A 22,004-nucleotide genomic window follows, 5' to 3' on the forward strand; every position below is an offset into this window, starting at 1 on the left:
AGGTCGCACGGCCGCCATGCTGGCATCCAGTTGTCCGGCGTGACGGACAACGCACTGTAGCCGACGGCGTCGAACCCGCTGAAGGAACTCACGGTGGCACCCGGCCATTGGTCATCACCGGCACCTGGAACACGTTCGCAATACCACGCAATGGGGGAATCGATGGAGGGCGTGCTGCCCTTCGGATGGGTGAGGGATCGTAAGGTGCGGTACGCGAAAGAGTACAAGCAGGATATGCGGCAGCTGATCATCGACGCCGCCGGACGTCGACTGGAGCAGGACGGCATCGACGGATCGGGCATTTCCACGCTCATGAAGGACGCGGGACTGACCAACGGTGCCTTCTACATCCACTTCGCGTCCAAGGACGATCTCGTCGCCACCGCCGTCGCCGACCAAGTGCGCGCACAGCACGAATACATTGACGCGCATTCCCCGCCCGGCCGTGCCGGCCTGGAGCAGATCGTGCGCCAGTACCTTTCGGGCACCGCGGCTGCCCCGTGGACGGCTGCCCCCACGCCGCCTTGTTGGACGAGATAGCGCGTTCCACGAACGCCACCAACCAGGCGTACACCGACGGCACTCTGGCCCGCATCGACGACACCGCCGCACGCATAGCCCCCCACGTCCACTGTCGGCCCGTGTGAAGGCGCTCGGCCTCCTCGCTGCCCTGGCTGACCGCCAACTCGCCGACGAACTCCTCGAACAGGGCGTCCACAACGCCCTCGCACTTCTTGGCACCGAGCAGTACAACTGACACGTTGCGACACCTCAGGGGAACTACCGGACGTTCCGAAGCCCCCCTGGAGCCATCTGTGCGTCCGCCCCTTCCGTCGCCCGTCGCTATCTCGACGCGCTCCGGGAGGCATGGCGGAAGATCGAGAAACATGCCACGGAGCCGCAGCAGGTGGCAGCATTGATGGCGCGACACTCGACTCGTCAGATGGTCTATGAGCGTGGCATGGGTATCACGATCGTCGAGCTGCAGTTGGCGGCGGCGCTCTATGAGGAGCTGCGCCCGGTGATCCGCGAATGGGGCCGTGCGTACGCGCAGATCGTGCGCAAGACACTACTGGCTCTGGGGTCGGCCGATCCCTACGCGGACGCGGCTCTGCTGATGAACACGATCAGTGGCCTTGTACTGGGGCAACTCGCCTTACCTAACGGCGATTTCGAGAACGGGAATGTCCGGCCGACCCTTCTGAGGCTGCTCCACTTGATCCGCGGCGAGCCTGCGCGCGACGTCTCCCACCAAGCTTGATCTTTTTCTCAGGTTGCAGATCAAGCCAGACGGCAGCCGACTGCCCAGAGGTACGGGCCCCCGCGGACTGGGGCGGTGGGGCGGCACCTTCGTGAATGGCCTGGCCCCCGCAACCCGCCTGGTCCCTGCGTGGCCGCCGCGGCCCTGGACTGGGGTGACATCGGCCGAGCGGCCCTTGGCCGTGAGACAGGGCGCCGGGGACGACATCTGCCTGCCGTGCGGAGCCCCCGGGTCCTGCGCCAGACCGGGCCGGGGGTGAAGCCCGTGCAGGCAGCTGTGCAGTATCTGGTCGCAGAAGCCGCGAGCCTGCCCTGCCGGTCACTCCCGGGCGGTCCCGAGGGTCAGGTCAGCTCGCGCTTGAGGATCTTGCCGGTGGCGTTCATGGGCAGTGTGTCCACGAATTGGATGATGCGTGGATACTTGTTGGCGGCCATGGTGGTGCGGCACCAGGCGATGAGATCGGCCTCTGTCAGCTCGGCGCCTGGCTTGAGGATGACGAACGCCTTGACCTCCTCGCCGTGGCTGGGGTGGGGGACACCGATCACAGCGGAGAGGCTGACCGCAGGGTGGGTGAGCAGGACTTCTTCCAGCTCCCGCGGGTAGACGTTGTAGCCGCCGCGGATGATCATGTCCTTCTTGCGGTCGACGATGTAGAGGTAGCCCTCTGAGTCCCTGGTGGCGATGTCGCCGCTGCGCAGCCAGCCCTGTGCGTCGACCGCCTCGGCGGTCGCTTCGGGGCGGCCGAGGTAGCCCTTCATGACGTTGTGGCCCCGCAGCCATATCTCGCCGGACTCGTCGACGGCGGCCTCGGTGCCGTCCTCACGCACCACTCGGACCTCGACACCCCAGAGCGGCACGCCGACCGAGCCCGGCTTGCGGGGCCGGTCCCGGTGGTTGAAGGTGGCCACCCCGCTGGTCTCCGACATACCGAAACCCTCCAGGATCGGGACGCCGAAGCGTTTCTCGAACTCGGTGAGGACCTCGACGGGCAGCGATGACCCGCCCGCTACCGCGACCCGCAGGTTGGCCGCGATCTTCGCGAGGTCGTACCGGTCAGCATCCGGGTAGTTGAGGAGGGCCCAGTACATGGTGGGCACACCGGCGAAGACGGTGACGTCCTCACTCTCCATCAGGGCCAGAGCGTCCGACGGGGTGAACCGTGCCTGCAGGACCAAGGCCGCGCCCACGGCGAGGCCGGCGTTCATCAGTACGCACTGGCCGAAGGTGTGGAACAGCGGCAGCGTCACCAAGTGGACGTCGTGCGGCCGGCTGCCGAGAAGCCGGTTGCACTGCAGAGCGATATGCACCAGGTTGCTGTGCGTCAGCTCGGCGCCCTTGGGCTGTCCGGTGGTGCCGCTGGTGTACACCACCACCGCAGTGTCCGTCTCCGCCGTCCGACGTGAGACAACCTCGGCGGGTTGCCCCTCGGTGAACCGGGCCAGTGTCTCTCCGGCCGTTCGGCCGCTCGTCGCCTGCGCGTCCTCGGTGAGCAGGACGAAGAGTTCACAGCCCGGTGTGGCCTCGAAGGCGGCCCGTCCCCGCTCACCCATCGGCAGGTCGTCGCTGCCCTCGAAACAGAAGTACGCCCGCGCCTGTGAGTCGCGCAGGTGATAGGCCACCTCCCGTTCCGTCAGCAGAGTGCTGAGCGGGATGACGGCGGCACCTGCCTTGAGGATCCCGTAGTAGACGATCGGGAAGTACGCCAGATTGGGGCAGCTGAGCGCAACCAGGTCTCCGCTCCCGATGCCACGGGCCAGCAGAGCGGCGGCCACGCGGTTTGCCTCCGCGTTGAGCTCGGCGTAGGTCCACCGTTCCTCTCCCTGTATCAGCGCGGTGTGGTCGGGGCGGGTGCGTGCGGTGTCCTCCAGCAGGACAGCGAGGTTGAGCATGTGTACCTCCACGAGGTCACATCGTCGGGACACCCCGCCGGCCGGGGCGCGTGGTGGTGGCATTCAGCGATCGAGCCGGTCGGCGCTGCCTCACCCGGCCCGGGGACGCGGCGCCGGATCCGGAGTGCCACTGGACCGCCGCCCTGAATCGACTGGTGTCGGCGGGCCGTTCGGTGGCGTCAGGCGGCGAGGAAGTTGGTCACCTGAGCGACGAATTCCTTCGCGTACTGAAAGAGGAAGGCGTGGCCGGCGCCGGTGTAGAGCACGAGAGTGGCGTCGGCGAGGTGCTGGACCGCCACGTAGGAGTTGTGAGCGGGGATCATCACGTCGTGCAGGCCGTTGGCGTAGAGGACGGGCTGCTTGATGGCCTCCAGCTCCGCCTGCACCTCGTCGAAGGGGACTGCAAGAAGCATGCCCACCGCGGCGAGCTGGCCGTTCGCCGCCGCCTCGGAGATGCCGGGGCCCCCTGCGCCGAGCCGGGTGGAGACGTGGGTGAAGTGGTCGCGCCCGGCGGCGCGGGCCGCGTCGGTGTCGGGGTAGAACAGGTACGTCATGTCGTCCTGGTCGCCGCCATCGGGTTTGGACATGATGCCCAGGACCTTCTCGCTCATGGGCGGTGCGCCGGGCACCCAGCCAGCCGGGCCGCTGCCCGCCACGACGAGCCTGCGCACCAGCTCGGGGCGCCGCACGGCCACCCGCTGGGCGACGATGCCGCCCAGAGACCAGCCGAGCAGGTCGGCCTGCACGAGGCCGAGCGCGTCGATGAACTCGATGGCTCCCTCAACGAATCCTTCGAGGGAGTCGCGCGGCTCACCGTCGGTGTAACCGACCCCGACGTTGTCGAACACGATCACGTCGTGGTCGGCGGCCAGGTAGTCCAAAAATTCTGGATCCCACCAGTCGATGGTCCCGCGGAAGCGGTTCAGCAGGACCAGCGGGACACCGCCCTGCGACCCCACCCGCCGGTAGGTGAACGTCGCGGAGGGACCCTCCACGGAGAGGCCCTCAGCCTTGTCTGCCAGATACGGGCTCATGACGGCCTTCCTTACTGGTAGGTGTGCTTGAGGTTTCGCGGGTGCCGTGAGGCGTTGTTGCCGTTGTTCTGCCGATCTCAGCTGGCGAGCTTGTTGGTCTTGCGGATCTGTCCGTCGAAGGCTCCGGCGGGAATGAAGCGGCGCGCCGTGCTGATGCGCCGGGCGTTGCGGCTGGCGCCGTACCGCAGTTGCGGTTTGGCGTCGGTGGCGGCCGCGACGATCGCCTTCGCGACGGTGGCGGGGTCGTCGCCGTCCTTGTTGAACGCCGCCGCCACCTGGTCGGCGATGCGCCGCTGCTCCGCGTAGATCTGCAGGGGCATGTCGGGCTCGACGGCGTTCGCCTCGAACGGGGTGTTGGTGCCGGCCGGCTGGACGAGAAGGGCCCGGACCCCGTGCTCGCGGATCTCGTGGTCCAGGGACTCGGTGTACCCCTCGACCGCGTGCTTGGACGCCGCGTAGGCGGCCATGTAGGGCTGGGGGATGAAGCCGAGGATGGACGAGATGTTGATGATGCGCCCGCTCCCCTGGGCGCGCATGTGCGGCAGGACGGCCTTCGTCATGCGCATCACGCCGAAGACGTTGATGTCGAAGACGCGCTGGGCCTGCGCGACGGAGTTCTCCTCGTCGGCGCCCGAAGAGCCGATGCCGGCGTTGTTGACCAGGACGTCGATCCGCCCGAACCGATCGATCACCTCCCCGACCGCGGCAGCGACCGAATCGTCGCTCGCCACGTCGAGACCGAGGAAGGTCACACCGTCACGACGGGCGCCCCCCGACGCCTTCCGGCTCGTGCCCACCGTCTCGAAGCCCGCTGCGGCGAGCGCGAGCGCAGCCGCCTTTCCGATACCGGAGGACGCACCCGTCACGAGTGCCACCGGCCCAGTTGTTGTCATCACGGTCTCCCAGTTCATTGGATTACGTTCATAATTCTATGCATGAAGGATCGGCGATTGGCAAGTGGTCTGAGGTGGCGAGAGGAAGGACGGCACGTGGGAAGGCCGACAAGTGGTAAGCGGTGGATCATCATGGCGGCCGGATACCGCTTCGCCTCAAGCGGTACTGCAGGACGGCTCGCGGATCTCCACTGACAACCGCGAGGCCGACCGACCGCAGTCCCCGCCCAATTTCCCCGCGGTACCTGTGCTCACAGGGCGACGCCGACGCCGATGACGGTGCATTCGGCGACGACTGGATGTGCGGCCAGAGCCACTGCCAGACCGCCGGTGTTCGTCAACAAGATCGCGGCGACCGGGCTCTTCCTGCTCGACGCGATCGCTTTCGCCGGCAATTTCGATTCGTCGCGACAGTCTTCAATGCCGAAGACGGTCGCCGGGCTCACGCCAGTCGGCAGTCCACACCCTGTCGACGCCGGCTCTCTACTGCGTCGGCATCAGCACGCGCGCCAACTGCCGTGACTGCGCGACCAAGCGGCCTGCGGAGTCCCACACCTCCGCGTCCTCCTCCAGGTAGCCGTGTGCGAAGTTACGTGTCGACTGCTTCAGCCGGAGCCAGCCAGGCGCGGGCTTCGCCCGCACGTGCACCGTGAGTTCCAACGTCGGCGTCCAGCCGGCTATCCCGAAATCGAAGCTGGTAGGCGGCAGCGCGTCCGCCGCGAGCAACAGCAGCAGCAGGTCCGGCTCGCGCCCGTCCGGCAGCCGGAACCAACCCTGGACCAGGCCCCGCCCGGTCGGCCGTCCTACCGTCCACCCTGCTGTCGCCGGGTCCAGGCGCAGGTCGATCCGGTCAAGGATCGGGGCCTGCTTGAGGAAGTCCGGCGGCGCTGCCTCCCTCCCGGCGCATTCCTCCGGGGGCGGCATCTCGGGAGGTGTGGCCGAGGTCCGTACGTCGGAGGCGTCATGACTGTCCAGGTCGCCGTAGGTCGCCATGACACGCAGCCGCTCCTCGCCACCCTGGAGTATGGATGCCACTCCCGTTGAGAGGCTCCGTCCGCGTTTCAGCGTCTCGGTACGCACCGTCGCCGGGCCCGGCAGGGCGGCGGACATGTAGTAGGCGCTGATGGCGAACGGATCCGGGTGTCCTTGACTGCTGCCGCCGAGTTCCGCAGCGAGTACGCGCCCGGCGAGCGCCATGAGCAACCCGCCGTTGACCGCCTTGTGCATACGCCAGCCCTCATGCAACTCGGCGTCGTACGCGGAGGGATCGCCGGGGCGCGGCACCACCGCGGTCGCCAGGTCGAACCCATACAGATCAGTCATGTTCTGCCTTTCACAGGGTCAGTGCTTATCTAGCCCGGGGATGACCAGGCACGTTTCAGTGGCAGCGCCGTCGCCATCCGGCAAAGACGCGAGGGTCGGTCGGCGGCTTCGCGACAAGTACGTCTCTGGGACTGTCGACGTTGCCGGGCCCGCCGCCTTGTGGTCCGTCGCCCGTCATGCAGCCACTTGGACCCCGACCGCACCGGACTCCCGCCCGTCCGTGTCGTGGTGGATCGGTGTGTGCGAGCCGCTCAGCGGAACGCCTGTTCCGCCCTGCCGAGCCGCGATGATCTCCGCCGCGATGGACAGGGCTGTCTCTTCGGGCGTACGGGCGCCGAGATCAAGACCGATGGGCGAGTGGAGCCGGGCCAGTTCGCGTTCGGTGAGTCCTGCCTCGCGGAGTCTGCGGTCGCGGTCCTCGTGGGTGCGGCGCGAACCCATCGCGCCGACGAACGCGAGCGGCAGCCGCAGAGCCACCTCCAGCAGGGGTATGTCGAACTTGGCGTCGTGGGTGAGCACGCACACCACTGTGCGGGCGTCGGTCTCGGTGCGCCGAAGGTAGCGGTGCGGCCACTCCACGATGATGTCGTCGGCGTCGGGGAAGCGCGCTCGAGTGGCGAAGACCGGGCGGGCGTCACACACCGTCACGTGGTAGCCGAGGAACTTGCCTACCCGCACCAGCGCTGCGGCGAAGTCGATGGCACCAAAAACGATCATGCGGGGCGGTGGCATGTTCGACTCGACGAACAGCGTCAGGCCGACCTCGCAGCGGGATCCGTTCTCCGCGATGTCGAACGTGTCCGTACGACCCGCGTTCAGCAGGGAGCGGGCCTCCAGCACGACAGTTCGGTCCAGGTCCGGATGCCCGCCGAATTCGCCTTCGTACGATCCGTCGGGGCGAACGAGGAGAGCCTTGCCGAGCAGTTCGGCAGGCCCGCGGACCACGCGCGCGAGGGCCGCCGCCTCACCCTGGACGGCGGCCGACAACACTGCCTGGAACACCTTTCTGCCCGGCGCGTCGGCAGGTATCGGCGTGACCAGGACGTCGATGACGCCGCCGCAGGTCAGCCCGACGGCGAAAGCATCCTCGTCGCTGTAGCCGAATCGCTCACGCACCGCCTCGCCGTCCTGGAGGGCCTGGGCGCACAGGTCGTACACCGCTCCTTCCACACAGCCGCCGGAAACCGAGCCGATGGCCGTGCCGTCCGCGTCGACGGCGAGTGCGGCACCCGGCCCGCGGGGTGCGCTGCCGCTGACGGCCACGACGGTGGCGACGGCGAAGTCCCGGCCCTCCTCGACCCACCGGTTCAGCTCGTCCGCGATATCCAGCATGTGACTTTCTTTCTTCTCGTAGTTCGCTTGCTCGGGTGGGACGAAGGACGGCACTCAGGCGTCGGGCTCGGGGGACCGGGTCGTCGTTGCGCCCGCGGCGCCCGAAAAGCCGAGCCGCCCGGTTACTTCACAGGGTCGGCCGGCACCGCTGTTCCTGGGTTCACAGAAGCTTGTCCAGCGTGATCGGCAGGTCTCGCACCCGCTTGCCGGTCGCGTGGTAGACGGCGTTCGCGACGGCCGCGCCGACGCCCGTGACGCTCACCTCTCCTCCGCCGACGATGCCGAGCGGCATGGTGGGATCCGGATCGTCCAGGAAGGACACGTCGATCGGCGGAATGTCCGCGTGCACGGGAACGTGGTACTCAGCCAGGCTCGGGTTCATGATCCGTCCGGTGCGGGGGTCGATGAGCGTCTCTTCGGCCAGCGCCAGGCCCAGACCCATCACGATCCCGCCGCGCATCTGGCTGGCCGCCGTCTTCGGGTTGATCACCCGACCGATGTCGAACACCCCGACCCACCTCGACACCCGTGTCTCGCCGGTCTCGGCATCGACCCGTACCTCGCAGAACTGCACGCCGGAGGCGGCCCTCACCCATCGCTGGTTGTCGCGCCCGAAAGGCACCAGGAACCGTGCCCGGCCGGCGATCCGGCCGAGCCGCGTCTCCGATCCGACGCGAGCCTCGACGTGCGGCACGTTCGCTCGCCGGAGAATCGCCTCATAGCCCTCACCGCCTGTCTTGCGTGCCATGATCTTCAGCGACCGCTTCAGCTCCTCGCACGCCTGGACCACGCTGGCGCCGACGCTCGCGGTCTGCGGAGATCCGCCGGCGGTCGGCCCCATCGGCAGCGCGGAATCGCCGTACTCCACGCGGACGGCTTCGAACGGCACGCCGAGCGCGTCGGCCGCGATCTGCGCCTGGACCGTCGCCGCGCCCATGCCCATCTCCTGGAAGCCACAGCGCACCAGCACGCTTCCGTCGGCCGACAGACGCACGGTGACGTTGGCGGGCAGGGTCAACGCCGGGTGGTACGCCGTTGCCACACCCATGCCGACCAGCCACCGGCCGTCGCGCATCGACCGCGGCTGCGGGTTCCGCTCGTACCAGCCGAACCTCTCTGCCCCCAGCGTGTACGCCTCGTACAGCATCCGGTGCGAGAACTTCTTCTTGCCGTCGATCGGGTTGACCGCGGGCTCGTTGCGCAGGCGCAGCTCGATCGGGTCGATGCCCAGTTCGCAGGCCAGCTCGTCGATCGCCGACTCCAGGGCGAAGGTGCCGATTGCCTCGCCCGGTGCCCGCATGAAGGTGTTCGGCAGCAGATCGAGCTGCACGACATCGTGCCGCACCAGAATGTTCTCGGCGGCGTAGAGATGCTGGGACTGGGAGGTGACCGGCTCGGAGTAGCCGCCGACCCGGCCGGTGCGGGTGATGCTGGTGTGCACCAGGGCGGTCAGCTTGCCGGCACGGTCCGCGCCCAGTGCGACCCGCTGAATCGAGGGGGTGCGCCCGCCCACGGTGCGATAGACCGCCTCCCGCGACAGCACCAGGCGGACCGGCCTGCCGATCGCACGCGCCGCCAGCACGGCGAGGACGGTACCGGGCCACATCGCGAACTTGCCGCCGAAAGCGCCGCCGACGAACGGCGCGAGCACACGGACGTTGGTCATCGGGATCCCGAAGCGCAGCGCGAGGTGGGTGCGGAACCAGTCGATCGACTGCGTCGCGTCGTGCACGGTGAGCCGGTCGCCGTCCCAGACGGCCGTGGTGGCGTGCAGTTCGAGCGCGTTGTGGTTGTGCGGCGGGGTGGTGTAGCGCAGGTCCAGCGTCACCGGCGCGGCGGCGAGCGCAGCCTCTGCGTCGCCCTTCTTCGCGCCCCTGGGGAAGATGGGGTTGTTCGGCTGCGGCTGCGCGTCTTCCTCGGCCGCAGCGAAGTCCACCACGGAGTTCACAACGCTGTACTCCGCATGCACCAGGGCGGCGGCCTCCCGCGCGGCGGCAGAGGTTTCCGCGATGACGACCGCGATCGGCTCTCCCTCCCAGTGCACCTCGTCGCTCTGCAGGTAGTTCACCGAGGTACCGGAGAACCACAGCGCGAGGTTCAGAAGGCGTGGTTTGGGCGCGGGTTTCAGAGCGGGAGCGTTGAGGTGGGTGAGGACGGTGATCACTCCCGGCACCGCACGCGCCTTGTCGGTGTGCAGGGTGGTGATCCGGCCGCGGCTGACCGTGGAGTGGACGAGCGCGGCGTGCGTGAGGCCGGGATAGAAGTGCTCGGCGGCGAACCTGGCCGCACCAGTCGTCTTGACGTTGCCGTCGACGCGGTCGAGCGGCTTTCCGATCGCGGTCATGCCGCGCTCCCTTCGGTCAGCAGCTGCCGCAGCGTCGCCACGATCGTGCGCCGCGCGAGTTCGATCTTGAAGACGTTCTGCGGTCCGGGCACGGCTTCGGCGAGTTCGGCCATGGCCGCCCGCCGGAAGGCGTCCTCGGTCGCCGGTTCACCGAACAGCGCGCGTTCGGCCTCGGTAGCGCGCCACGGCTTCGTGCCGACGCCGCCCAGTGCCAGCCGGACTTCGGTGACGACTCCGTCGTTGACGTCCAGAGCGGCGGCGACCGAGACAAGGGCGAACGCGTAGGAGGCGCGGTCGCGCACCTTGCGGTACCGGGAGTTCGCCGCGACCGGCACGGACGGCAGCTCCACGGCAGTGATCAGCTCATCGGCGGCCAGCACCGTCTCGATATGGGGTGTGTCGCCGGGAAGGCGATGGAACTCGGCGACCGGGATACGCCGGATGCCGCGGACGCTCTCCACCTCGATGACCGCGTCGAGCATCGTCAGTGCCACCGCCATGTCCGAGGGGTGGGTCGCGATGCAGTGGTCGCTCACGCCGAGGACCGCACCGCTGCGGGAGAACCCGCCGATCGCGGCGCAGCCACTGCCGGGTGCGCGCTTGCTGCACGCGGCGGCCTCGTCGTAGAAGTACATGCAACGAGTGCGCTGCAGCAGGTTCCCACCTACCGTCGCCATGTTCCGCAGCTGGGCGGACGCCCCGTGCAGGATCGCCTGCGCCAGCACCGGATAGCGTGTTCTGACGAGGGGATCCGCCGCGAGCCGGCTGTTGCTCACCAGCGAGCCGACGCGGATCCCGCCGTCCGGCAGTTCCTCGATCCCGGCCAGCGGCAGCCGCGTGATGTCGACGACCGTCGTGGGCTGTTCGATCCCCTCGCGCATCAGGTCGACGAGATTCGTCCCGCCGGCCAGGAATTTCACGCCCTCGCCGTCCGCGATCGTGTGCAGCGCGGTTCCCACATCTGGGGCGCTGACGTAGGAGAACGACTTCACTTCGCGACCTCCTTGATCGCCGCGACGATTCCGTTGTAGGCACCGCAGCGACAGAGGTTGCCGCTCATCCGTTCCCGGATCTCGAGGTCGTCCAACTCGCCGCCCGGGTCGGCCAAGTGCTCGGTCGCCGCGCTGGGCGCGCCTTCCTTGTGTTCGGCCAGCATGCCGATCGCCGAACAGATCTGGCCCGGTGTGCAGTAACCGCACTGGAACCCGTCATGGCGGACGAACGCCTCCTGCAGCGGGTGGTCCACCCCTTCGATGGTCGTGATCTCCCGCCCCGTGTACTGCACCGCAAGCGCAAGGCAGGAGTTGATCCGTTCGCCGTCGGCGAGCACCGTGCACGCACCGCACGCGCCCTGATCGCATCCCTTCTTCGTGCCCGTCAGGTCGAGGTGCTCACGCAGCGCGTCGAGCAGACTCAACTGCGGCGGGGCGTCCAGCCTTTGGGCGGATCCGTTGATCCGCAGCTCTATCTCCACCGTGTCATTCCTCCGGTTCGCCCGTGGGCTCGTTCTCTCGGCGGCCGTCAGGTGCCCCGAGCCGACGGCCCTTTTGAACTTGCGAATGTGCTGGTCGAGGGCCCGAGTGGGAACGATGCGACGCAGCGTGCCAAGGCGTCCGGCGAACGGGCTCCACAAACACCTCCGGCTGGGCGAGGAGAACCCCGCCATGGCCGCCACGAAGCTGCGGCAGGATGGCCTTCGTCTTGCGGATGACGCCGATGATGTGGGTGTGGGAGAACGCCTTGATCCCGCTCCACGGAGCGTTCCTCGGCTGCGGCCGACGCATAACCGGCCGTGCTGTTGCCATCAGGGTCCCGCCTCATTGAAGCATGCTCATAATCTTAAAACAGGACCGTACCAGTTCGTGGCACTATCCGCATCAGTGGAGTCGCCTTTGTGGATATCCCTGCAACATTAGTGATGCCGATAGGCGAGGATCCGCAGCTCAGGCGTATGGTCTACCGTGCAGTAACGTTGAACGACGGGAGCGGAGGAATCATGAGGCGAGCACTGCGGGCCGATGCCGAGCGCAGTGTCCGTGCGATTCTGGAGGCGGCAGAGCGTGTGCTCGCTGAAGATCCCGGCGCATCCATGGAACAGATCGCCGAGGCAGCGGGCCTGGCCAGGACGACCGTGCACAGGCGGTTCGCCAACCGCCAGGCCCTCATCGAAGCGCTCGCCGCCTCCGCGAAGCGGCAGCTCACCGAAGCCATCGAGGACGCCCGTCTGGACACCGCTCCCCCGCTCGTGGCCCTGCATCGCGCCACCGCGAACACACTGCGAGTCAAGGGTGCCTGGCGATTCACACTTGGCCACCCCTTGGCCGATACCGCTCTCACCACAGCCGTCTGGAGCGAGCTCAACGTCCGCTGCCTCGAATTTCTCGCCCGGGCACAACGCGAGGGACTACTCGCCCCGGACGCGGACCTGGAATGGACACGGCGGGTGTATTACGCCCTCGTCGGCGAGGCCCTGCACGGGAGCGGTGCGGACCAAGACGACCCGCAAGACCCGGACGTACTGGCCACCCTCGTTGTCGACACGCTGCTGCGCGGCGCGGGCCCGCGTGCCTGAACCGCACATGTCTGACGGGTTTCTGGCCTCGCCTGGCCATCAGAAATGTGTGCGCCTTGCGGGCACGCCCGATCGCGAACGTCAGCCCCGTCAGCGTGTCGGCCGGCGGCCGCGGCAAGGCAGCCATTCTGTGCGAGTTCGACCGCGCCTGCGGACAGGAGCGGACGCCTCACCTTGGCCTGGTGACGACGCCATCCCGTCTTGCCCTCGGCCGCACTTCGGACGATCGTGGGTAGTGCCTGTCATGGGGCAGGAGGGCCAGGTACGCCATGCATCACACCAGCGGGCTACCCGAGCGACGCAACCGCCACCCGGACGAGGCCCACCGTGATGAGTCCGTCACCATAGCCGTGACGGACGGGAACGGATGTGTGGCCTATTGGAGCCGCGAGGCTCAGGAACTTATGGGGTACACCCCTGCGGAGATCATCGGCAGCCCGTTGGCCGAGCTGTTCTCCACCGACGGGACAACGTTCCGGCATCGCGACGGCAGCCTGCTGGAGACAAGAGCTCATCTGAGCCCGTTGCTGGGCGCCACGCAGCAGCAGGGCTTCCTTGTGACGATCGTGCCGTCACCGGAAACGGGGAAGCTGCAAGACCTCATGTGGTGGATGCTGGAGCAGCAGTCCCCTTCCCTCTCGATCTACGATCGTGAAGGGCGGTTGCTGTGGGCGAACGAGGCCACACGGCAAGCGGTGGGCTTCGGCCAAGGCGAAGTTCGCGGCCGGCGTCTCACCGAATTCATTCAAGGATCTGCGTTCGAAGAGGCAGAACGGCGGATCCTTCGGGTCGTCGAGACCGGAGAGCCCGAGTACACCGAACTCTTCGTAGCGCTCCCGCGTGAGACCAGGGCACACGCCTGGGCCGTGGACGTCTTCCCTCTCAAGGACGGAAACGGCCGAGTGCACGCGGTGGGCGTGGTGGGGAACGACTACTCCGAGCAATACCACAGCCGCGAGCGGCTGGCCCTGCTCAACGAGGCCAGGACCCGCATCGGCACGAGCCTGGATGTGACGGGCACCGCCCAGGAGCTCGTCGACGTGACGGTGAGAGTGTCCCGCTTCGCAGACTTCGTCAGCGTCGACCTGCTGGACGAGGTCTTTCATGGTGCCCTGCCCGGTCCCGGTCCCCATACGGGCCCCATCGCGCTGCGACGGGCGGCGCACGGGGGCACCGCCCCTCTCCCACCCGACGCGGTACTCGGCGTCGGAGCGATCCACACCCATCCCCCGTCGTCCCCGATCGCCCGGTGCCAGGCCACCGGCCGCCCGGTGCTGCACGGCATCAAGGATCCCGACATCGTTCGCTGGCTTGCCGAGGACGCCGTCCAGGCGGCGTACGCGGACGCCTTCGGGACGCACTCGCTGCTCGCGGTGCCCATCCGAGCCCGCGGCCTGATCCTTGGAGCGGCCCTCTTCCTCAGACATTCGTCCTCCCCCGACCCCTTCGGACCCGACGACCGGACCGTCATCGAGGACCTTGTGGCCAGGGTTGCGGTCTGTCTGGACAATGCCCGTCGGTTCACCCGCGAGCGCGGCATCGCGCTCGCCCTTCAGCGATCCCTGCTGCCTCGTAGGCCGACCGCCCACCCGACCGTGGAAACAGCGTCTCGTTACGTTCCTGCGGGCGGCAGCGCCGGAGTGGGCGGCGACTGGTTCGACGTGATCCCTCTCCCCGGGGCACGAGTCGGCCTCGTCGTCGGCGACGTCGTAGGGCACGGCATCTCCGCCTCAGCGACCATGGGCCGCCTCCGCACGGCGGTGCGCACCCTCGCCGACATCGACCTGCCACCCGACGAACTCCTCACCCACCTCGACGACATCGTCACCCACTCCGGGCTCCCACAGGACATCGATGACGACCAGGACACCTCGGAGATCCCCGGTGACGTCGGCGCCACCTGCCTGTACGCCGTGTATGACCCCATCTCCGGTACCTGCTCGCTGGCCCGGGCCGGCCACCCGCCTCCGATCCTGGTCGGACCGGACGGAACGGCCCGTGTCATCGACCTGCCTGCCGGCCCTCCCCTCGGGCTGGGCAGTCTGCCCTTCGAGGCGGCGGAGATCGCCCTGCCCGAAGGAAGTCTCCTGGCTCTGTTCACCGACGGCCTCATCGAGAGTCGCCATCACGACATCGACGAAGGCAACCGCAGCCTGTGTCAGGCACTCGCCCGGCCAGAGCCCTCGCTCGAAGCCGTCTGCGACACCGTCCTTGAAGTGCAGCACCCCGAAGTCGACGCCGACGACGTCGCTCTGCTGCTGATGCGTGCTCGGACCCTCGGCCCGGAGAGCCTGGCCTCCTGGGACCTGTCCAGCGACCCCGCAATGGTGGCCGAGGCGCGCAGGCGCGCCTGCGAACGCCTCACCGCGTGGGGGCTCGAGGACGCCGCATTCGTCACGGAACTCGTCGTCAGCGAGTTGTTCACCAACGCCATCCGCTACGCCACCGGCCCGATCCGACTGCGGCTGATCAAGGACCGGACGCTTACCTGCGAGGTCTCCGACGGCAGCAGCACGAGCCCTCACCTGCGGCGGGCCCGGCTGAGCGACGAGGGCGGCCGCGGGCTGCTGCTGGTCGCCCAGCTCACCGAGCGATGGGGTACTCGATATACAGGTACGGGCAAGACCATCTGGGCCGAACAACTCATCCAGGCGATGTGAGCGTCTCCCGGGACGGCGCACGGATGAGAGCGCCAGAGATCGGGACCGGACACTCCCTCGGCCGAGGGGCCATGGCCTCGGATGTCGTCCACCTGCGTGTGATGCCGTGTCCGACCGGCAGGGGGCTCCTCCGGTCCCGCAACGGCACTCCGACAACTCGCCGCCCCGCTCAGCGCCTTGGTCACGACCAGCCGGCAGGAGCTCACGAGCAGGCGCTCACACCACCCTCGCGAAGTCGAGAAAACGAGCGGAGTAGTCGACATCGCCGGAGATCCGCAGGTCCCGATCGCGCCAGTCGGCCCGGTGAGTGGCCCACTCCGGGAAGTCCTCGGCCCGTCCGGTGATCGTGGCCGCCGACTTGTCCGACGGTCCGACCGTGACAACGCCGCCCGGGCCCACTGACCAGGTGCCGCCGCCCAGCCCTTCCAGCTCGATCGTGAGGGGATCAACGAACCAGGCCGGCTGAGCCGACCGCACCTGATTCCCCAGTACGGCGAACATCCACTCCAGCACGGTGGCCATCCGGTTCGCGTCGGTGCCCGGAACCGGCCGCCCCAGTGCGGGGACGATGTCGAAGCGCAGGTGGGTGTGATGATCGAACGTCATCGCCCCGCCGATCATCAGCCCGGCCGGGAACCGGCCGAGCTCGGCCATCGGCACACGGACCCAGTCAAGTGGCAGCCGAGCGGCCACGCCCATCACCCGGGTCCATCGTTCGTACTCGGCGACCGTCTGCGACGGTGTCCGTCCTCGACGCTTGTCGACGAACAGGTCGTTGGTTCGCTCCAGGTCGTTCATCCGCATCATCGTGACCATCGAGGGAGTGAAGAAGGAGCGACAGGTGGCACCGATGTGCGCCACCACATCCTGCACGCTCCACCCGAGCGCTTTACTGGCCGTGCCCCACTCCTTTTCGTCCAGTTCTCCGCACAAGCGCAGCATCTCCGCGCGCTCCGTGCGGAAAGCGTCCGCGCGATCAGGTTTCATCGGTGATCCTTTCGACGGCCCCCGGGGTCCGCTCCCGCGAGAGGCGGGTGCCGGGCGCGTTCTGCGGCACTGGTCGGCCGACTTGTTGAAGGTGCGAATGTGCTTGTCGAGAGCTCGGGCGGTGTACCGCGGCTTCGGCTCGCGAGCGGTGATTGCCACAACGGTCGTCTCGGCGACGGTGGCGGGACCGGCGGTGTCCGTGCCGGTCGGCGAGGTGCTCCTGCTCAGCCTAAATCTGCAGGAGCGTGTCGGGCGGCGAGCTCCCGACGTCGACGAACCCGTGTTGGTCCTGCCGGGCGCGAGTGGGGCGACCCGACGGTCGTACTCGCGATCCGAGCCCCGAGACCGCGAGGGATTCCTCGGCGGCAGGCCGGCTCCTTGCGTGTGCGGCTCACACGAGCCGTCGCAGTAGGCGGTCCTTGTGGCGAGTGAACGGCGGATAGGTCACACGCATGGTGTCCGGCTTGAGCGGCTTGTCGAGGATGGACTTGGTGTGGCTGAAGGTGTCCAAGGAGTGTTCGCCGTGGTACTGGCCCATGCCGCTCTCGCCGACGCCACCGAACGGCAGACCGGGCGCGGAGAGCTGAGCGGTCGGGACGCCAAAGGTGATGCCGCCGGAGGACGTCTCCGCGATCAGCCGCTGCTTGGAGCGCTTGGAAGCAGTGAAGGCGTAGAGAGCCAGGGGCTTGTCCCGCCCGGTGATGAAGGCGATCGCCGAGTCCAGGTCGGGGACACGGACGATGGGCAGGATGGGTCCGAAGATCTCGTCGCGCATCACGGGCGAGTCCGGGTCGACATCGGCCAGAACGGTGGGGGCCATGTAGCGGGTGGGACGGTCGTGGTCGCCACCGACGACGGTCCGGCCGTCCTTCAGCAGACCGGCCAGCCGGTCGAAGTGGCGCTCGTTGACGATGTTGCCGTAGTCGGCGCTCCGGGCCGGGTCGGTGCCGTACATCTCGCGGATCGCCGCGGTCAGGTGCGCTTCAATGTCGGCACTCGCCTCGCCGATCGCGAGCACGTAGTCGGGTGCGACGCAGGTCTGGCCGGCGTTCATGAACTTGCCCCAGACGATGCGCCGGGCGGCCGTCGCGAGGTCGGCGCCGGGTTCGACTACGGCGGGGCTCTTGCCGCCCAGCTCCAGGGTGACCGGCGTGAGATGCCGGGCCGCTGCGGCCATGACGATGCGTCCGACGGTGCCGTTGCCGGTGTAGAAGATGTGGTCGAACCGCTGTTCCAGCAGGGCGGTCGTCTCCGGTACGCCTCCCTCGACGACGGCGACGGCCTGCGGATCCAGGACCCGGGGCAGCCAGTGGGCGAGCGCGGCCGAGGTCGCGGGGGCGACTTCGCTGGGCTTGAGGATGACGCAGTTCCCCGCGGCCAGTGCGCCGACGAGTGGCGCCAGCGCCAGATTCAGCGGGTAGTTCCAGGGGCTGATGATCAGCACCGTGCCCAGCGGCTCGCGAACGGTCCAGGCCCGGGCCGGCGCGAGCGACAGGGGCACGGAGACCTTACTCGGACGCGTCCACCGGTCGAGGTGGCGCAGGGTGTGGTCGATCTCCTTGATGAGGAAGCCGATCTCCATGACGTGCGCCTCGGTCGCGTTCTTGCCGAGGTCGGTGTACAGGGCGTCTGCGAATACGTCCTGGTGTTCGGCCAGCAGCTGCCGCAGCGCGTGCAGCTGCTTTCTCCGCCAGGACAGGGGCTTGGTGTGGCCGGTGTTGAAGGTGGCGCGCAGGCGGGTGACGGTTTCGGCCGCATGCTCTGTCGTGGAGTCGATGTCCACATGGCTGTTGGTGGTCATGTCCTGGAGCATATACGAAACGAAAGTATTTCGTTTCGTATCGATGTATGCTTTGTGGTGTGACCCCTCCCACGCTTCCTGAACTCTTCGAACGACCCCTCCGGCGCTGCGACCCGCATGTGTCCCGCCGTGTCTCTTCGGGGGGTGGCCGATGACCGGGTCGGCAGCACGCCGGGGACGTCCTCGCGATGCCGCCCGGGACCGTGCCCTGCTGGATGCGACTCTGGCCGTCCTGGGCGAGAGCGGCTACGGCGGCTTGACCACCGCCGCCGTGGCGGCCCGCGCCGGAGTGTCCACCGCCACCCTCTACCGCCGCTGGCCGTCCAAGGAGTTCCTGGTCGTCGACGCTGCCACGGCCTACGCCCAGGAGCTCACGGCATCCGTCGACACCGGCACTCTCGAAGGGGACCTGCGTGCCCTGCTCCGGGACAAGGCAGCTTCCCTGACCGGGAAGGAGGGAGGGGTGTTGCGGTCCTTGATCGCCGAGGGCGCGCACAACGCGCCCCTGGCCGAGGCCCTCACGAACGCGTTCGTGCTCCCCGTTCGCCGACGTATGGAGGAGATCGCACAACGTGCGGTGGACCGGGGTGAAATCTCGCCCGTCGAGCACGCCGATCTGCTCGGCGACCTCGTTATCGGTCCCATGATGAGCAGGTTCTTCCTCACCCCGCTGCCGCCGGACGAAGTGGACGCGGGCTCCGCGGCGGAGACGGCCGACCGCCTACTGCCCTTCCTCATCCGCGCCGTCGGAGGCAAGGGAAGCCATTGAGCCGGCAGCCCGCTCGCCTTCGCGGAGCAGGTACTTCTGGATCTTCCCGGTCGAGGTTCGGGGCAGTTCCCCGAATACGACCCGCTTGGGCGCCTTGAATCGTGCGATGCGGGTTTTGACGTGGTCGATGATCTCCTGCTCGGTGACGACCGCATCGGGCCGCAGGACGGTGTACGCGACCGGCACCTCGCCCCAGCGATCGTCCGGGGTACCGACGACGGCGACTTCGAGGACTGCCGGATGGCTGGCGACAGCCTGCTCGACCTCGATCGAGGTGATGTTCTCTCCACCGGAGATGATGACGTCCTTGCTGCGATCCCTCAGCTCGATGTAACCGTCGGGGTGGCGAACACCGAGGTCGCCGGTCCGGAACCAGCCGTCCGGGGCGGCTGCGGCCGTGGCGGCGGCATCCTTGAGGTAGCCCAGCATGAGGTTGTTGCCGCGCAACCTGATCTCACCGATCGTGGTGCCGTCCGCAGGCACGTCCGCTCCGTTGCCGACCACACGGGCGGTGAGACCGATGATGTTGGACACTCCCTGACGGGCGCGAAGCCGGGACTGTTCCTCAGCGTCGAGGCTGTTCCATTCGGGGTGCCAGTCACACAGCACCGACGGCCCGTACGTTTCGGTGAGTCCGTACAGATGCGTGACATCGATACGCAGTGCGTCCGCGGCGGCGAGCAGGGTGGGGCTCGGCGGCGCCCCGCCGGTCAGGAAGCGGATGACGCCGTCCGCGTCGCGCTTGGCCTCCGGGGCGTTCACCACCATGGAGAGCACAGCAGGGGCACCACAGAGGTGTGTGACGTGTTCGTCGTGAATGAGCCGCCAGATCTCGGAAGCCTCCACTTTCGGCAGGCATACGTGGGTGCCGCCGGCGGCGGTGACCGCCCACGGGAAGCACCAGCCGTTGCAGTGGAACATCGGCAGGGTCCAGAGGTAGACGGAGGCCGTGCTCAACTGGGTGTGCGTGACCATCGCGAGTGCCTGGAGATAGGCACCACGGTGTTGGTACATGACGCCCTTGGGACGACCGGTCGTTCCGGAGGTGTAGTTGATGGACAGCAGCGCGCGCTCATCGGGCAACGGGACGGCCGTCGGTACGGCGGCATCGAGGAGTTGTTCGTAGGCACCGTCGTCGCCGGGGCCGGCACGGACGATCAGGGGCGGATGCGGCATCCCGTCGATCGCCGTGGCCACGAGGTCGTCGAACTGCGGGTCGTGCAGGAGCACCGCACTTTCCGAGTGCTCGAGGATGTGACGAACCTCGGGGGCGGAGAGTCTGGTGTTGATCGTGACCAGGGGCGCACCGGCCCACGGGGCCCCGTAGTGGGCCTCGAGCATGATGTGCGTGTTGGGTGCCAGTACCGCGACCGGGTCGCCGTTCGCGAGCGAGGCCAAAACGCCCGCGAGCCGACGACACCGGTCGTGCAACTCGGCGTACGTGAAACTCCGATCCCCGTCGATCACAGCCGTGCGGTCGGGAAACACCGCGGCCGACCGGTCCAGGAACGACACGGGACTCAATGGCTCGAATGACAGGGCGGGATTCAAGGCCTGCTCCGTTCGGTTGGTCCTGCCTGGAACATCGCCGCACTCCACGGCGGCGTGTGCCGGTTCAGAGGGAATCAGCGAAGTTGGCTCTTGAGGATCTTGTTCGTGGGGCCCTTCGGAAGGGTCTCGACGAATCGCACGACCCTCGGGTACTTGTAGGCGGCGAGGTGCTGCCTGCAGTAGCCGATGACGTCTTCGGCGCTGATGTCGCTCCCGTCGCGCAGGGCGACAACCGCGACGACCTCTTCCCCGAGCCGGTCGTCGGGGGTTCCGATGACGGCGGCCTCGAGGATGTCGGGATGTCCGTAGAGCACGTCCTCGATCTCACGCGGGTACACGTTGTATCCGCCGCGGATGATCAGGTCTTTGATCCGGTCGACGACGAAGTAGTAGCCGTCGTCGTCGACGTAGCCCAGGTCGCCGGTGCGGAACCAGCCGTCCCGGATGACTTCGGCGGTTTCGGCGGGGCGACGCAGGTAGCCCTTCATCACCGAGTGTCCGCGGGCGAGGAGTTCGCCGATGTGGTCGGCACCCGGAGGGAGCCGGTTGCCGTCGTTGTCCACCACTCGCATCTCGGTCCCCCAGAGGGGCTGGCCCACGGACATGGGCTTGCGTCCGGCCGCTCTGTTGAACGTCACAGCGCTGGCCGTCTCGGTCAGCCCATAACCCTCCAGAACCGGGATGGCGAACCTCTCCTCGAACCGGGTGAGGACATCCGGGGCGATCGGCGAACCGCCGGACAGCGCCATGCGCATGCTGCTGAGATCACGGTCGCGGTCGGGGGTCTCCAGCAGGGCGTGCAGCATGGTGGGCACACCGGCCACCACGGAGACGCGTCTTTGCTCGATGACATCGAGTACGGCAGAGGCTTCGAAACGGGGCACGAGTGCGAGCGAGGCGCCGCGCCGGATCGCGGAGTTCGCGAGCGAGGAGAGCCCGAAGACGTGGAACAGCGGCAACGCGAGAAGGATGACGTCGTCCTGCCTCGCTTCGAACACGTCAGCACTGGCCGTGCAGTTCATGAACAGCTGGAAGTGGGTGAGTTCTGCTCCCTTCGGTTTCCCTGTGGTGCCGCTCGTGTAGAGCAGAACCGCGGTGTCCTCAGGTGCCGTGGCGGCGACCTCCGCTCCTCCGTGATCGTGATCCGACAGGAAGTCCGAAAAGAACCTGCCGTCGTCACCGTCGTGACGTATCCCTGCGGAAACCGTCACGAGAGAAACGCCCGCTTCCTTGGCACCGAGAACGGCGCCGACGGCGAGTTCGTGCGCGAAGACCACGACCGCACGGGCATCGGTAAGCAGGAACGCGGTCTCTGTGGCGGTCAGCAGGGGGTTGAGAGGCAACAGGACCATGCCGGCGCGCAGCGTCCCGAAGTAGGCGACCAGGAACTCCGGGACGTTGGGCAACTGGATCGCCACCACATCGCCCCTTGAACAGCCGCTCTCGATGAGTCCGTTCGCGAAGCGGGTCGACTCGGTGTCGAGTCGCTGATAGTCCCAGCTGTCATCGCCGGCCCAGAGGGCCGGGCTCTGCGGTTGTGCGCGCGTTGCCTCGACAAGCATCGCCGCCAGGTTGAAGCTCATGGCCT

At 67.9% G+C, this 22,004-nt stretch carries 17 protein-coding genes and 1 pseudogene; 5 read left to right on the top strand and 13 right to left on the bottom strand.

The window, feature by feature from the left end; all coding sequences use genetic code 11:
• Window positions 1-162 precede the first annotated feature (162 nt).
• A pseudogene (locus tag ACFPIH_RS51395) lies at window positions 163-757 on the top strand (TetR family transcriptional regulator).
• 150 nt (window positions 758-907) lie between these two features.
• Complete coding sequence (locus ACFPIH_RS51400) at window positions 908-1,261, top strand: hypothetical protein (protein ID WP_381186855.1); 354 nt, start codon at window positions 908-910, stop codon at window positions 1,259-1,261.
• Window positions 1,262-1,602: 341 nt separating this feature from the next.
• On the opposite strand, the gene ACFPIH_RS51405 is transcribed toward ACFPIH_RS51400, so the two are convergent.
• The 9 genes from ACFPIH_RS51405 to ACFPIH_RS51445 form a co-directional block, all read right to left on the bottom strand.
• Complete coding sequence (locus tag ACFPIH_RS51405) at window positions 1,603-3,150, bottom strand: long-chain-fatty-acid--CoA ligase (protein ID WP_381186858.1); 1,548 nt, start codon at window positions 3,148-3,150, stop codon at window positions 1,603-1,605.
• Between the two features lie 179 nt (window positions 3,151-3,329).
• Window positions 3,330-4,184: an alpha/beta fold hydrolase gene (locus tag ACFPIH_RS51410; RefSeq protein ID WP_381186861.1), complete on the bottom strand. Its 855-nt coding sequence runs from the start codon at window positions 4,182-4,184 to the stop codon at window positions 3,330-3,332.
• Window positions 4,185-4,261: 77 nt separating this feature from the next.
• Window positions 4,262-5,077 carry an oxidoreductase gene (locus ACFPIH_RS51415; protein WP_381186924.1) on the bottom strand — a complete coding sequence of 272 codons (816 nt, stop codon included), beginning with the start codon at window positions 5,075-5,077 and terminating at the stop codon, window positions 4,262-4,264.
• Between the two features lie 251 nt (window positions 5,078-5,328).
• Entirely contained in the window at window positions 5,329-5,523 is a 195-nt protein-coding gene (locus ACFPIH_RS51420; RefSeq protein WP_351915964.1) for a hypothetical protein, read from the bottom strand.
• Between the two features lie 37 nt (window positions 5,524-5,560).
• Window positions 5,561-6,400, bottom strand: a complete 840-nt coding sequence (locus ACFPIH_RS51425) for a thioesterase family protein (protein WP_381186863.1) — start codon at window positions 6,398-6,400, stop codon at window positions 5,561-5,563.
• 174 nt (window positions 6,401-6,574) lie between these two features.
• Window positions 6,575-7,732 (bottom strand): XdhC family protein, encoded by a 1,158-nt coding sequence (locus ACFPIH_RS51430; RefSeq protein ID WP_381186866.1) that lies wholly within the window; start codon window positions 7,730-7,732, stop codon window positions 6,575-6,577.
• A gap of 160 nt (window positions 7,733-7,892) precedes the next feature.
• Window positions 7,893-10,076, bottom strand: coding sequence for a xanthine dehydrogenase family protein molybdopterin-binding subunit (locus tag ACFPIH_RS51435; RefSeq protein WP_381186868.1), 2,184 nt, complete (start codon window positions 10,074-10,076; stop codon window positions 7,893-7,895).
• A complete protein-coding gene (locus ACFPIH_RS51440) occupies window positions 10,073-11,068 on the bottom strand; it encodes an FAD binding domain-containing protein (RefSeq protein WP_381186871.1) in 996 nt (331 codons plus the stop codon). The genes ACFPIH_RS51435 and ACFPIH_RS51440 overlap by 4 nt, the downstream gene beginning before the upstream one ends.
• Entirely contained in the window at window positions 11,065-11,550 is a 486-nt protein-coding gene (locus ACFPIH_RS51445; RefSeq protein WP_381186926.1) for a (2Fe-2S)-binding protein, read from the bottom strand. Before ACFPIH_RS51445 ends, ACFPIH_RS51440 begins: the two co-directional genes overlap by 4 nt.
• A 522-nt stretch (window positions 11,551-12,072) precedes the next feature.
• Between ACFPIH_RS51445 and ACFPIH_RS51450 the strand changes: the two genes are divergently transcribed.
• Together ACFPIH_RS51450 and ACFPIH_RS51455 are read left to right on the top strand one after the other, a co-directional pair.
• Entirely contained in the window at window positions 12,073-12,648 is a 576-nt protein-coding gene (locus ACFPIH_RS51450) for a TetR/AcrR family transcriptional regulator (protein WP_381186873.1), read from the top strand.
• A 269-nt stretch (window positions 12,649-12,917) separates the two neighbouring features.
• On the top strand, window positions 12,918-15,308 hold the full coding sequence (locus tag ACFPIH_RS51455) for an ATP-binding SpoIIE family protein phosphatase (RefSeq protein WP_381186876.1): 2,391 nt from the start codon (window positions 12,918-12,920) through the stop codon (window positions 15,306-15,308).
• 216 nt (window positions 15,309-15,524) lie between these two features.
• Here the strand turns inward: ACFPIH_RS51455 and ACFPIH_RS51460 are convergent, their stop codons facing one another.
• Window positions 15,525-16,295 carry a maleylpyruvate isomerase family mycothiol-dependent enzyme gene (locus ACFPIH_RS51460; protein WP_381186879.1) on the bottom strand — a complete coding sequence of 257 codons (771 nt, stop codon included), beginning with the start codon at window positions 16,293-16,295 and terminating at the stop codon, window positions 15,525-15,527.
• A 391-nt stretch (window positions 16,296-16,686) separates the two neighbouring features.
• Window positions 16,687-18,096, bottom strand: a complete 1,410-nt coding sequence (locus tag ACFPIH_RS51465) for an aldehyde dehydrogenase family protein (RefSeq protein ID WP_381186882.1) — start codon at window positions 18,094-18,096, stop codon at window positions 16,687-16,689.
• Window positions 18,097-18,247: 151 nt separating this feature from the next.
• Here ACFPIH_RS51465 and ACFPIH_RS51470 point away from each other — a divergent pair, with 151 nt between their 5' ends.
• Complete coding sequence (locus tag ACFPIH_RS51470) at window positions 18,248-18,865, top strand: TetR/AcrR family transcriptional regulator (protein ID WP_381186884.1); 618 nt, start codon at window positions 18,248-18,250, stop codon at window positions 18,863-18,865.
• On the opposite strand, the gene ACFPIH_RS51475 is transcribed toward ACFPIH_RS51470, so the two are convergent.
• Window positions 18,818-20,380 carry an AMP-binding protein gene (locus tag ACFPIH_RS51475; protein WP_381186887.1) on the bottom strand — a complete coding sequence of 521 codons (1,563 nt, stop codon included), beginning with the start codon at window positions 20,378-20,380 and terminating at the stop codon, window positions 18,818-18,820. The genes ACFPIH_RS51470 and ACFPIH_RS51475 overlap by 48 nt on opposite strands.
• Before the next feature lie 110 nt (window positions 20,381-20,490).
• Window positions 20,491-21,999 carry a long-chain-fatty-acid--CoA ligase gene (locus tag ACFPIH_RS51480; protein WP_381186890.1) on the bottom strand — a complete coding sequence of 503 codons (1,509 nt, stop codon included), beginning with the start codon at window positions 21,997-21,999 and terminating at the stop codon, window positions 20,491-20,493.
• Between the last annotated feature and the right edge of the window lie 5 nt (window positions 22,000-22,004).

Source organism: Streptomyces vulcanius (genome assembly GCF_042653945.1).
GTDB classification, from domain to species: Bacteria; Actinomycetota; Actinomycetes; order Streptomycetales; family Streptomycetaceae; genus Streptomyces; species Streptomyces mangrovi.